This is a genomic window from Lederbergia panacisoli, from assembly GCF_024626525.1.
Lineage (GTDB): Bacteria > Bacillota > Bacilli > Bacillales > Bacillaceae_C > Lederbergia > Lederbergia panacisoli.
Map to the genome: position 1 here is coordinate 140,820 of NZ_JANJGU010000002.1, position 11,594 is coordinate 152,413.

The 11,594-nt window shown below is 37.4% G+C and carries 16 protein-coding genes; all 16 read right to left on the reverse strand.

What is annotated here, in order from left to right; genetic code table 11:
• Position 1: 1 nt before the first annotated feature.
• Positions 2-1,162, reverse strand: coding sequence for an ADP-forming succinate--CoA ligase subunit beta (gene sucC, locus NQ185_RS03580; RefSeq protein ID WP_257580180.1), 1,161 nt, complete (start codon positions 1,160-1,162; stop codon positions 2-4).
• A 76-nt stretch (positions 1,163-1,238) separates the two neighbouring features.
• Positions 1,239-1,532 carry an EscU/YscU/HrcU family type III secretion system export apparatus switch protein gene (locus NQ185_RS03585; RefSeq protein WP_257580181.1) on the reverse strand — a complete coding sequence of 98 codons (294 nt, stop codon included), beginning with the start codon at positions 1,530-1,532 and terminating at the stop codon, positions 1,239-1,241.
• A complete protein-coding gene (locus NQ185_RS03590; protein ID WP_257580182.1) occupies positions 1,529-1,765 on the reverse strand; it encodes a hypothetical protein in 237 nt (78 codons plus the stop codon). Before NQ185_RS03590 ends, NQ185_RS03585 begins: the two co-directional genes overlap by 4 nt.
• Positions 1,766-1,768: 3 nt before the next feature.
• The gene (locus tag NQ185_RS03595; RefSeq protein WP_257580183.1) at positions 1,769-2,815 is read right to left on the reverse strand and encodes a TP0910 N-terminal domain-containing protein; all 1,047 of its coding nucleotides are present in this window, start codon (positions 2,813-2,815) and stop codon (positions 1,769-1,771) included.
• A gap of 7 nt (positions 2,816-2,822) precedes the next feature.
• Positions 2,823-3,599 (reverse strand): ribonuclease HII, encoded by a 777-nt coding sequence (gene rnhB, locus NQ185_RS03600; protein ID WP_257580184.1) that lies wholly within the window; start codon positions 3,597-3,599, stop codon positions 2,823-2,825.
• Positions 3,600-3,885: 286 nt separating this feature from the next.
• Positions 3,886-4,740 (reverse strand): ribosome biogenesis GTPase YlqF, encoded by an 855-nt coding sequence (gene ylqF / locus NQ185_RS03605; RefSeq protein WP_257580185.1) that lies wholly within the window; start codon positions 4,738-4,740, stop codon positions 3,886-3,888.
• Positions 4,741-4,760: 20 nt separating this feature from the next.
• Positions 4,761-5,303 carry a signal peptidase I gene (gene lepB / locus NQ185_RS03610; protein ID WP_257580186.1) on the reverse strand — a complete coding sequence of 181 codons (543 nt, stop codon included), beginning with the start codon at positions 5,301-5,303 and terminating at the stop codon, positions 4,761-4,763.
• 143 nt (positions 5,304-5,446) lie between these two features.
• Positions 5,447-5,791 (reverse strand): 50S ribosomal protein L19, encoded by a 345-nt coding sequence (gene rplS / locus NQ185_RS03615; protein WP_213123191.1) that lies wholly within the window; start codon positions 5,789-5,791, stop codon positions 5,447-5,449.
• 310 nt (positions 5,792-6,101) lie between these two features.
• Positions 6,102-6,821, reverse strand: coding sequence for a tRNA (guanosine(37)-N1)-methyltransferase TrmD (gene trmD / locus NQ185_RS03620; protein WP_257580187.1), 720 nt, complete (start codon positions 6,819-6,821; stop codon positions 6,102-6,104).
• Positions 6,821-7,336: a ribosome maturation factor RimM gene (gene rimM / locus NQ185_RS03625; RefSeq protein WP_257580189.1), complete on the reverse strand. Its 516-nt coding sequence runs from the start codon at positions 7,334-7,336 to the stop codon at positions 6,821-6,823. Before rimM ends, trmD begins: the two co-directional genes overlap by 1 nt.
• A gap of 4 nt (positions 7,337-7,340) precedes the next feature.
• Positions 7,341-7,733 (reverse strand): YlqD family protein, encoded by a 393-nt coding sequence (locus NQ185_RS03630; RefSeq protein WP_257580190.1) that lies wholly within the window; start codon positions 7,731-7,733, stop codon positions 7,341-7,343.
• A gap of 444 nt (positions 7,734-8,177) precedes the next feature.
• Complete coding sequence (locus tag NQ185_RS03635; RefSeq protein WP_257580191.1) at positions 8,178-8,411, reverse strand: KH domain-containing protein; 234 nt, start codon at positions 8,409-8,411, stop codon at positions 8,178-8,180.
• 11 nt (positions 8,412-8,422) lie between these two features.
• Entirely contained in the window at positions 8,423-8,695 is a 273-nt protein-coding gene (gene rpsP / locus NQ185_RS03640) for a 30S ribosomal protein S16 (protein ID WP_257580192.1), read from the reverse strand.
• Between the two features lie 94 nt (positions 8,696-8,789).
• Positions 8,790-10,136, reverse strand: coding sequence for a signal recognition particle protein (gene ffh / locus NQ185_RS03645; RefSeq protein WP_257580193.1), 1,347 nt, complete (start codon positions 10,134-10,136; stop codon positions 8,790-8,792).
• 11 nt (positions 10,137-10,147) lie between these two features.
• Positions 10,148-10,534 carry a putative DNA-binding protein gene (locus NQ185_RS03650; RefSeq protein ID WP_373370769.1) on the reverse strand — a complete coding sequence of 129 codons (387 nt, stop codon included), beginning with the start codon at positions 10,532-10,534 and terminating at the stop codon, positions 10,148-10,150.
• 55 nt (positions 10,535-10,589) lie between these two features.
• The gene (ftsY, locus tag NQ185_RS03655) at positions 10,590-11,585 is read right to left on the reverse strand and encodes a signal recognition particle-docking protein FtsY (RefSeq protein WP_257580194.1); all 996 of its coding nucleotides are present in this window, start codon (positions 11,583-11,585) and stop codon (positions 10,590-10,592) included.
• Positions 11,586-11,594 lie beyond the last annotated feature (9 nt).

The window sequence follows — 11,594 nt, forward strand, 5'->3', positions numbered from 1 at the left end:
TTTATCCTACTAATTTAACAATTTTTTGAGCACCGTCTGCCATTGATTCTGCAGCAATGATGTTTATATCAGATTCATTTAATATTTTCTTGCCTAAATCGACATTTGTACCTTCTAATCTTACAACAAGTGGCACCTCAAGACCGACTTGTTTAGCAGCTTCAACAACACCAGTTGCAATAACGTCGCATTTCATTATTCCACCGAAAATATTGACGAAAATTCCTTTTACATTCTGATCAGAAAGGATTATTTTAAAAGCTTCCGTTACCTTCTCTGCTGTTGCACCGCCCCCAACATCAAGGAAGTTTGCCGGATCTCCGCCATAATATTTAATGATGTCCATAGTAGCCATTGCAAGACCCGCACCATTAACCATACAGCCGATATTTCCATCAAGTGAAATATAACTTAGGTCATATTTAGACGCCTCGATTTCTTTTTCATCTTCTTCATCGAGGTCGCGATATTCAACAATATCCTTATGTTTAAATAAAGCATTTGCATCAAAATTTAATTTAGCGTCAAGAGCCATAACATTTCCATCACCTGTAACAACTAAAGGATTGATTTCTGCAATTGAGCAATCATTATCTACAAATGCGCGGTATAGACTAAGCATAAATTTCGCAGCCTTACCGACAAGTTCTTTTGGAATGTTAATATTAAAAGCGATTCTGCGTGCTTGGAACCCTGTTAACCCGACAACCGGATCTACTACTTCATAAAAGATTTTTTCGGGTGTTTTTTCTGCTACTTCTTCAATTTCAGTACCGCCTTCTTCAGAAGCCATTAATACAACGCGATCAGTTGCACGGTCAACAACTAGACCTACATAATATTCTTTTTTAATATCGCAGCCTTCTTCAATCAAAAGGCGCTTAACTTCTTTACCGGCCGGTCCCGTTTGATGGGTCACAAGTGTTTTCCCTAAAATTTCATCGGCATATGTACGCACTTCTTCCAAGTTTTTAGCTACTTTTACACCACCAGCTTTACCGCGTCCACCTGCATGTATTTGAGCTTTTACAACGCATACATCTGAACCAAGTTCTTTCGCCGCTTCAACTGCCTCTTCAACGGTGAAAGCTACTTTTCCATTAGGTACAGTAACCCCATATTTTCTGAGGATTTCTTTACCTTGATATTCGTGGATATTCATTTTTCATCCTCCAATCACTCTGTCAAAAATAGATTGCCTTATATATTGTATTAAAACGCTTATCGGTTGTCCAATATTATTGCCGTTCTTTTCCTTTGCTTTTATCTAATTTATATATAAAGGCAAATATTTCTGCAACAGCATTATATAAATCTTCCGGAATTGTTTCGTTAATATTTAATTGACCCAATAACTCTACAAGTGTGGAATCCTGTTGAACGGGTATATTATGTTCTTTCCCCTTCGCCATAATATTATCCGCTATCATCCCTTTTCCCTTTGCAATAACACTAGGCGCCTCATGCAAATCACTCTGATAGTGGAGTGCCACTGCCTCTTTAATTGAACTATCCCTTCTATTATTTTTCATATCCTAATATCCACTCCAGTATAGGATTGATTAGAATGATAATAATGTTTATTTGCATCTTGTTTCTTGGAGTCCTCCGGTAATTTAAATTGTAGAGATGATAAATGATAGCCCATTTCTTTTAATCCAGACGCAACGGTAGGCAGCAGATCTACAGAAAGTTTTTGTAATTCATCACTTGAATTTAAAATCGTTACAGTAACGATTCGGTTTTGTACTTGCATATCAACCATGGTCTATTTCAAATGCTCTAAATCTAAATAAAAAATAATGCGACAAAAATCAGAATTGATTTTTCCATTTTCTGTTCGTTTCCCAGACCATTGCATAACGATTTCAGATTGATAAACCCCTAGTTTAATTGGAATTTCAAATAATAGATGATGAATCGGGCCGTTTTCTGAAGATAATAATTGAAAACCATTCATTCTAAATAATAATTGTTCTACAATGTTTTTCGCTTCACTTTTAGGTGATTGTGAAAATTCTTGTAAATACGCCACTAACAACGGTTTTATCGAATCTTTTATTAATTCATTACTAAACTCACGGTCAAGCATCCTATTTTCATAAAAAATACCTGTTCTTTTTATCGATTGTTTTAAGAGGCTTAATACATCTTCACGTCTATTTAATAATAGCTCAGTATCATCAGAATCCAATGATTGCAACAGTCTTAATATATCTTTTCCTGTATCACTCAGATTTTTATCTGCAAGCAAAGTTGCCTGTAAAGCTTTCACTAACTCGGTTGTAGATTCATTACTTCCAGCAGCTAACAACGACTTAAAGATCCCTTCATTAAAAGGCAAATTTTTTTGAGACATTAGTTTTATGATTTGCAGTCCTTCTTCCAGATTATCTGATTGATTTAGAAGCTGACTAGCACGAATCATCTCTTCCTTCGTTAAGAAAAAAGAATCGTCTTTAATATGTCTGATTAACGATTGGTTTATTTTTCCATTTTGTAGACCTAATTGTTGCAATAGACTAGCTGAAAATTCTTTTTCAGCTATACCATAATGGGAAGATGGATTAAGCAGTTTTAATTTGGGAGCGCCCTCATTTGAGTTGACTTGAAGCCAGTACCCTTTTCCACTGGATAGTGGCACTTCAAGCTTTGCTATTACTTTATGGGCTCCTAGATTAATTTCTGCATATTGATTAGGAAACAGTCTTTGAACAGTTCCAAAAAAAATCTGCCCAGATCGAAATTGAAGGGTGCTTCTAGAATTTGTTTCTTGATTTTGAAGCAAACCCCTCATGACTGCTTGCATGACCATCAAAATGTCACCTCAAATCAGACAATGTTTTTATTGGAGCAAATGTATTTCTATGTATTGAACATGGTCCGTGTTCATTAAGTGCAGCAAGATGAAGTTTAGTTCCATAGCCCATATGTAAATGAAAACCGTACTCGGGATATTTATTATGATAATCCTTCATGATGCGATCACGCGTCACCTTAGCTATAACTGACGCTGCTGCAATCGACACACTTTTGGCATCCCCTTTTACAATTGAGGTTTCAGGATAGATACTATTTATTTTCATTGCATCTATTAATAAATAATCCGGCTGAACACTTAAATTTTGGACCGCGGCCAACATTGATTTTTTAGTAGCTTCATATATATTTATCTCATCAATTTCCTCAGCCGAAATAACACCAATGCCCACAGCAACTGCTGCATCCATAATTTGAGTGTATAATTCCTCACGTTTTTTCTCTGTCAATTTTTTGGAATCGTTAAGTCCTCGTATATACGAATTTTCATTCAGTATTACAGCAGCTGATACTACTGGACCTGCAAGTGGACCCCGTCCAACTTCATCAATGCCAGCTATGAATGTAAATCCTTGCTTCCTCGCGTTAATTTCATATGCTTCCATTTGCCTATAATATTCATAATCTGCATGTTCTTGTTTCTTATTATGATGCCACTTTTCAAGTAAATCTTGTACGCCTTTTCTAGAATCACTTGCTAGTTGAATCAAGAATGGATCATGTTCATCTTGAATTTGTTCTATTAATTTTCTGATTTCTTGGATTGATGTTTTTTTCATTTTATTACCCCATAAAAAAAATGTAAGACCCCATAACGGGATCTCATATTGGCTCTCTTTCTGTCTAGCTTCATCGCCTATCGACTAGCAAACTTCTTGTCCTTTTCGCTTGCGTAGTCAACATCAGGTGAAATTTGAAGTGCCAATTTCACTAACTCGTTCCTCGTCGATGTTCCTTTATCGCGAGTCTTAGGCAGAAATAGGAACATCGACTAAAACCGCCACGTCCTTATGTCTTCGTCGACGGAACCGCATCCTGCGGGCCTGTACGTCGATAAACAGGCGCTTACGCTTTTCTTTCCGGAAAGTCGAATGTAATGTTTCCAAGCTTTTGCATTCTAAGATCTCTTATAACAATTTCAGCTGTCTTGTCATAATCTACTGCTCCACCGGAAGTAAGACACCCTCTGAGTTGACCAATCTTATCAAATAATACGGATATTTCTTCTGGAATATCGGTTAACTGATAACGTTCTACCATTCGTTCCGGATAAAAGTTTTTCAAATAAGTCAAACCGAATACGGCAATATCCTGCATATTTAGCAAAGTATCCTTGATTGCGCCAGTTAAGGCAAGCTTATATCCTGTTTCTTGATCCTCAAATTTTGGCCATAATATTCCTGGTGTATCTAGTAGCTCAAGCTCTTTACCTACTTTTATCCATTGTTGAGCTCTTGTAACACCTGGAGTATTCCCCGTTTTTGCAATATTTCGTTTCGCCAATCGGTTGATTAATGTCGATTTGCCTACATTCGGAATACCAATAATCATTGCTCTTATAGCCCTTGGCTTTAATCCTTTTGCCTTTTGACGCTCAATTTTTTCATGCAGAAGCCTCTCAGCACTTTTCACAATTTCCTTCAAACCCATTCCGGCATGCGAATTGATGGACAAGGCGGTTTGACCTTGCTCGGCATAATGGTCAATCCATCTATTAGTTATCGTACGATCTGCCATATCCGCTTTATTTAATAAAATAAGTCGTGGTTTTTGTTGAATGATTTCCTTTAGCATAGGATTTGAGGATGATTCAGGGATGCGAGCATCAACCAGTTCAAATATAATATCAACTAATTTAAGTTTTTCTGTTATTTCCCTGCGAGCTTTTGCCATATGTCCTGGAAACCATTGAATTGTCATGAATCTTTTCCTCCAACTATCTACTTAACATATCTTATATCCTTAAAGGGCCAATATACCATATTAGTATCACCAATTACTTTTTTAATTGAAATAGAACCAATATGTCTACTATCTTTACTCGACCTTCGATTATCGCCCATTACAAATAATTCGCCTTTTGGAACAGTTTTTTGCCCAACAGGCGTTTCTTCCAATGTGAAATCTTCCGTTAATGGCCCTTCAACGATCTGGCTCTTATAGCTATCCAAATATGGTTCCGCATAAGGTTTACCATTTATATATAATGTATCATCTCTATATTCAACAGTGTCTCCCGGTAACCCGATTACCCTTTTAATATAATCTTTTTGTTCAGGTGCGTGGAATACGATGATATCAAATCGCTCAGGTTTTCCGAGTTTATTTACTATCATTCGATCCCCATTATGTAGAGTAGGCATCATTGAGTATCCATCAACTACGATTGGCGCAAAAAGAAAATATCTAATAACTGCTGCTAAGCCAATTGCGATAAGTAAAGCCTTTGTCCATTCCCATAGTTCATTTTTTTCTTTAGTCATCGTTTCACCATCCAATAAAGGTCAATACAGCTTTTATTTATGTATACACTATTGTATAGGAAAAATAAACATTTTCATATAAAATTACCTCAAATAAATAAAAGGAGCTTATATTTAAGCTCCTTTTAACGTTCAAACATAAATTATCGAATTTCTTTGATACGAGCTGCTTTTCCACGTAGTTTACGTAGATAGTAAAGTTTCGCACGGCGAACTTTACCGCGACGCACGACTTCAAGTTTCGCAATTCTTGGAGTGTGTACAGGGAATGTACGCTCAACTCCAACACCATAAGAGATTTTGCGGACAGTGAAAGTTTCACTGATTCCGCCTCCGCGGCGCTTAATGACTAATCCTTCGAAAAGCTGGATTCTTTCACGTGTACCCTCTACTACCTTAACATGGACACGTACAGTATCACCAGGGCGGAATGCCGGAAGATCATTGCGAAGTTGTTCTTTTGTGATTTCTTCAATAATTTTGTGCATCGTATTCATCTCCTTCCAACCGATGCTCTTGCAAACAAACCCAATGCAGCGGAACAACGTTGTTACAGGCTTAAAGAGGCTTATCAGCCTTAGCCACAAAAACTATAATAACATACACAAATATTGATTGCAATTGTAACTTTATTAGAAAAGCAAAAACGCCTTGCTCATCGACGTACAAACTTCAGGGCCTCGTACTGAGATAAAGGAAACACAATGAGCATGAAAGGCGAATTGATGTTGACTTATCGTAGGGAAGAGGACAGGAAGTTTGCTAGTCGATAGGCGCTGGAGCTAGACAGCGAAAGGATTACTCCAGATTTTTATCTTTTTTATTTTGTTCAATCAAATATTTTTCCAGTAAATCAGGGCGTCTAGTTTTTGTTCTTTTTAGTGATTCAGCTTCACGCCATTCATTAATTTTCTTATGGTTCCCAGATAGAAGAACCTCTGGGACTTTCATGCCTCTAAACTCAGCTGGACGTGTATAATGAGGATGTTCTAATAACCCCGAGGAAAAAGAATCATAAATAGGGGAATCGTCATTTCCCAGCACCCCTGGAAGTAGACGTACGACTGAATCTATTACAACCATGGCGCCAAGCTCACCGCCTGTCAAAACATAGTCTCCAATCGATATTTCATCTGAAACGAGGTGTTCCCTTATTCTCTCATCATATCCCTCATAATGGCCGCATATAAAAATTAAATGCTCCTCGTTGGCTAATTCTTCTGCTTTTTTCTGAGTATACGTTTCCCCTTGAGGGCAGAGTAAAACGATGCGCGGATCCGTATTAAAATCTTTTTTCAAATATTCCACTGCATCAAAGATTGGTTGGGGCTTTAATACCATTCCTGCTCCGCCGCCATATGGATAGTCATCGACGGTTTTATGCTTATCATTTGAAAATTCCCGAAAATTGACAACATTATAAGAAACTGCCTCTTTTTCTGCAGCTTTTTTCAAAATGGATGAACCGAGCACTCCTGAGAACATCTCCGGGAATAATGTTAAAATATCGATTTTCATTATTCTAATAACCCTTCAATTGGATTAATAATTATTCTCTGATCTTCTGTTGAAATGTTAATGACTACATCATCAATATAGGGGATCAGAAATTCCTTGCCATCCTTATGTTTAACGACCCAAACATCGTTTGCTCCAGGAGTAAGAATTTCTTTCACAATACCAATTTCTTCATCATCCACTGTAACGACGGTGCAGCCAATAATTTCATAGAAATAATATTCTCCCTCAGACAATTCATTTAATTGTTCTTCGGAAACTTTTAATATGCCTTCTTTCCACATTTCAACATCACTTATATTTGAATAGTTTTCAAACGTCAGTAAATCAAAGTTTTTATGTGTACGATGGCTTTTTACAATTAGTTTGATAGGCTCTTTGGATTTCGGTAAAAAAAGATAAAGTAGACTTCCTGGGGAGTACCGTTCCTCCGGAAAATCTGTTTTAGAAATGACCCTTACTTCACCCTTTATTCCGTGTGTATTTACGATTTTTCCTACATTAAACCAATTCATAGTCTCACCTCTCCCGTATATCTGTGATGATGCCATCTTTTATGACAATTGTCTTCCCCTTTGTTAATTCTTCCCAATTATCTCCGATTTTAACGTCAATAACTGCTTGTATATCCTGATCGTGAAGTTCACTTCCGATTGGCAGCATATCAAGCTGTTCAATTTGAAAATCAATAAGCTTAATTTTTTCCTTGCGCATATCAATTTCTTTATCGAATTGCGTCTTGAGCCCGCCGGAAGTATACTTGCGGGTTCTTTCCAACTTTTTCATCTCAAAGAGGAGCTGATCACATTCTTTTTTCAGCTGTTGTTTATTATTTTTATATTTATTAAGTAGTTTATACTTACTCATTTCCGTTAAAACCTGTTTAACAGAAACAGTTTGGAGAATTCTCATGATTACCATCCTCCTATTTATGTAATAGACTATCGGAATTCACCGCCGGCACAAAGTTTTCTAGTACCGTTTTTTATTTCTCCCTCTATTTTATAGGGGGTTATTTCCCTTTTCATTGGTTCTATATTGAACGAGTTAAAAGCCTACATACAACGTGAGAAATAGCCACCGTTGATTTCCGTTCCAGGCGGAAAGCGAGCAACTGTAGCGGAAATCAACCACGCACACCTTGGTAAAGAACCTGTTTGCAAGTGCATCCTTTAAAAAAATAAATATGTGATGCATATTTGTCCTATTTTTTTATTCAAAAGATCTTAAAAACGAATACCAAATCTTCAATAAAACTCATTTCCCAGTAGGTCTTAGGAAATTCAGCAGATGTATCCCACGAAATTCCAAGAGTCTATGTATTTATAAACAAAAAAGGGAGGTGTTTAAGCCTCCCTATTCGTCGATTTCCATGTAAACCTTCTTATGTTGTTTTAATCCTGCTGCGGCATAGACTACTGTCCTTATTGCTTTTGCAACTCTACCATGTCTTCCAATCACTTTTCCTATATCTCTTTCATGAACGGAAAGATGATAAGTAATACGCTGATCTTCTTCTACTTCACGTACCCGAACCTCATCGGGATAATCAACAATCGGCTTTACAATCGACAAAATAAGTTTTTTCATGACTATCACTATTACTTACTATTCTTTGCGTTATGGAATTTTTCCATGATACCTTGCTTAGAAAATAAGTTACGAACAGTGTCAGATGGTTTTGCACCATCTTGTAGCCATTTTAATGCTGTTTCTTCATTAATTGCTACTAGAGCTGGTTGAGAGATTGGATTATATGTTCCAATTTCCTCGATGATGCGGCCATCACGTGGTGAACGAGCATCAGCTACTACGATACGATAGAAAGGAGATTTTTTTGCTCCCATACGTTTTAAGCGAATTTTTACTGCCATTTTAATAGCACCTCCGAATAGTTTCACACAAGATAGTATAATATCAAATGTTTGCTTTGTTTGTAAAGTGTTTTTTCTTTACAGTCTAATTTTTTTACATGAAAGGGAGCTTAAAGCCGCCTCTCTTCTTTCCTTTTTGCTGCATGCCTGTCATTTGTTTCATCATTTTTTTCATCTCATCAAATTGCTTTAGAAGACGATTTACATCCTGTACAGTTGTACCGCTTCCTTTTGCAATGCGGCGGCGTCTTCCTGCATTAATGATTTCTGGCTGTTCTTTTTCTTTCGATGTCATCGAACGAATGATGGCTTCAACATGGCCAATTTGCTTTTCATCGACTTGCAGATTGTTCATGCCTTTAATTTTATTGGCACCCGGCATCATTTTTAATAACTCGTCAAGTGGTCCCATATTTCTTACTTGCCCTAATTGATCGAGAAAATCATCCAATGAAAATGAAGCAGTACGGAATTTTTGCTCTAGCTCTTTTGCTTTCTCTTCATCTACATTCGCTTGTGCCTTTTCTATTAATGTAAGCATGTCACCCATTCCAAGTATCCTTGAAGCCATTCGCTCAGGATGGAAAGGCTCTAATGCATCCATTTTCTCGCCCATACCTACAAACTTAATCGGTTTTTCAGCAACCGAACGAATCGATAATGCTGCACCTCCTCGAGTATCACCGTCAAGCTTTGTTAAAACAACTCCGGTGATTTCAAGCATCTCATTAAAACTTTGTGCAACATTCACCGCATCTTGTCCGGTCATGGCATCGACCACAAGGAAGATCTCATCAGGTTTTGCGACTTCCTTAATTTCTTTCAGTTCATCCATTAGTTCTTCATCAATATGAAGTCTTCCAGCTGTATCAATGAGAACGTAATCATGATGGTCTTCCTTTGCTTTCTCGATGGCCTGTCGAGCAATTTCTACAGGGCTCACTTTATCCCCTAAAGAAAAAACAGGTAAGTCTAATTGTTTTCCAATTGTCTCCAACTGTTTAATCGCAGCAGGACGATAAATATCAGCGGCAACAAGCAATGGTTTTCTATTGTATTTTTTTCTCAATAAATTGGCCAATTTTCCCGTTGTCGTTGTTTTACCGGCACCTTGAAGCCCTGACATCATAATGACGGTTGGTGGACGATTTGCTACAGCAATTTTGCTTTGTTCGCCACCCATCAATTCTGTCAGCTCTTCCTTTACAACCTTAATGACTTGCTGGCCAGGTGTAAGGCTCTTCATTACCTCTTGACCGACTGCTCTTTCACTAACTTTTGAAATAAATTGCTTAACGACCTTGAAATTAACATCCGCTTCAAGCAATGCGAGACGAACTTCACGCATCATTGCTTTCACGTCAGCTTCCGTCACTTTTCCTTTTCCCCGGATTTTTTGCATTGTCGCCTGCAACCGGTCGGCTAATCCTTCAAATGCCATATTGCCGCCCCCTAATCCAATTCCTTAAGCAATACTAAAAATTGTTCCAGCTTAGGACTGTCCAATTTCCCAACAGCCATACATTCTTCCATTTGCTCGATAATTTTACCGCGCGCAAGAAACCTTTGAAACAATCGCAGTTTATCTTCATATTCCTCCAACATGGCTTCCGTCCGTTTAATATTATCGTACACCGCTTGGCGGCTTACTTCATATTCATCTGCAATTTCCCCAAGTGAAAGATCATCCAGATAGTATAGGGACATATAACTACGTTGCTTAGGAGTCAACAACGCTTGATAAAAATCGATTAAATAATTCATGCGCGTTGTTTTCTCTAGCATTGTCATATTAATCCCCCTTGTTAAGTTAAAATCCTTTACACACAAATCATACATATCTCAATTAAAAAAGTCAACATCCATATGATATGAAACAAAAACTCCCATTTACTTAATCAAGGTTTTCAGATGATTCAATTGCATCTGAAAAAAGTCCATACACATATTTTTCGGCATCAAACTGTTGAAGGTCATCCATTTTTTCACCTAGACCAACAAACTTTACAGGAATTTGCAATTCATTGCGAATAGCTAGGACGATTCCGCCTTTAGCTGTACCATCAAGCTTAGACAAAACAATCCCACTTACTCGAACTGCCTCTTTAAAGGTTTTAGCTTGAATTAATGCATTTTGACCTGTTGTTGCATCTAAGACTAATAGCACTTCATGGGGGGCTCCTGGAACTTCTCTTTCAATTACACGCTTTACCTTTTCTAATTCTTTCATTAAATTAACTTTATTTTGTAGTCTTCCAGCTGTATCACAAAGGAGCACATCTACTTTTCGTGATTTTGCCGCTTGTAATGCATCATACATAACTGCAGCGGGATCAGAGCCCTCGGCTTGCTTGATCACATCCACCCCTACCCGTTCTCCCCAAACCTCTAATTGCTCAATTGCACCGGCACGAAACGTATCACCTGCCGCAAGCATCACTTTTTTCCCATCTAGTTTAAGCTTATGGGCGAGTTTCCCAATCGTAGTTGTTTTTCCTACCCCATTTACTCCAACTACTAAAATGACGGTTAAACCCTCGTCCTGTAAATTTAACTTATTTGATTTTTCTTCTCCAGATTCATAAATTTCGACTAACTTTTCTGAGATGACGGATTGAACTTCCACAGGATCTTTAATATTTCTTCTCTTTACCTCAATTTTCAGCTGTTCGACAATCTCCATAACCGTTTCAAACCCAACATCAGCTTGAATTAAGATTTCTTCAAGTTCCTCAAAAAAATCTTCATCCACTTTTCGATAACGAGATACAAGATCATTTATTTTTCCGGAGAACTGATTTCTTGTTTTTGCCAACCCATCTTTAAATTTGTTAGAGACTTGATCAGAAGAAGAGGTGAATTTCTCTTTTAATTTCTTAAAAAAACTCACAATACACAA

What these genes read in the sequence shown, in the direction of transcription:
- ffh (WP_257580193.1), bottom strand. Translation starts at nt 10,136, where the DNA reads ATGGCATTTGAAGGATTAGCCGACCGGTTGCAGGCGACAATGCAAAAA.
- rnhB (WP_257580184.1), bottom strand. Translation starts at nt 3,599, where the DNA reads ATGAAAAAAACATCAATCCAAGAAATCAGAAAATTAATAGAACAAATT.
- rimM (WP_257580189.1), bottom strand. Translation starts at nt 7,336, where the DNA reads ATGAATTGGTTTAATGTAGGAAAAATCGTAAATACACACGGAATAAAG.
- lepB (WP_257580186.1), bottom strand. Translation starts at nt 5,303, where the DNA reads ATGACTAAAGAAAAAAATGAACTATGGGAATGGACAAAGGCTTTACTT.
- trmD (WP_257580187.1), bottom strand. Translation starts at nt 6,821, where the DNA reads ATGAAAATCGATATTTTAACATTATTCCCGGAGATGTTCTCAGGAGTG.
- NQ185_RS03650 (WP_373370769.1), bottom strand. Translation starts at nt 10,534, where the DNA reads ATGTATGATTTGTGTGTAAAGGATTTTAACTTAACAAGGGGGATTAAT.
- rpsP (WP_257580192.1), bottom strand. Translation starts at nt 8,695, where the DNA reads ATGGCAGTAAAAATTCGCTTAAAACGTATGGGAGCAAAAAAATCTCCT.
- NQ185_RS03590 (WP_257580182.1), bottom strand. Translation starts at nt 1,765, where the DNA reads ATGGTTGATATGCAAGTACAAAACCGAATCGTTACTGTAACGATTTTA.
- rplS (WP_213123191.1), bottom strand. Translation starts at nt 5,791, where the DNA reads ATGCACAAAATTATTGAAGAAATCACAAAAGAACAACTTCGCAATGAT.
- sucC (WP_257580180.1), bottom strand. Translation starts at nt 1,162, where the DNA reads ATGAATATCCACGAATATCAAGGTAAAGAAATCCTCAGAAAATATGGG.
- NQ185_RS03630 (WP_257580190.1), bottom strand. Translation starts at nt 7,733, where the DNA reads ATGAGAATTCTCCAAACTGTTTCTGTTAAACAGGTTTTAACGGAAATG.
- ylqF (WP_257580185.1), bottom strand. Translation starts at nt 4,740, where the DNA reads ATGACAATTCAATGGTTTCCAGGACATATGGCAAAAGCTCGCAGGGAA.
- NQ185_RS03595 (WP_257580183.1), bottom strand. Translation starts at nt 2,815, where the DNA reads ATGGTCATGCAAGCAGTCATGAGGGGTTTGCTTCAAAATCAAGAAACA.
- NQ185_RS03585 (WP_257580181.1), bottom strand. Translation starts at nt 1,532, where the DNA reads ATGAAAAATAATAGAAGGGATAGTTCAATTAAAGAGGCAGTGGCACTC.
- NQ185_RS03635 (WP_257580191.1), bottom strand. Translation starts at nt 8,411, where the DNA reads ATGAAAAAACTTATTTTGTCGATTGTAAAGCCGATTGTTGATTATCCC.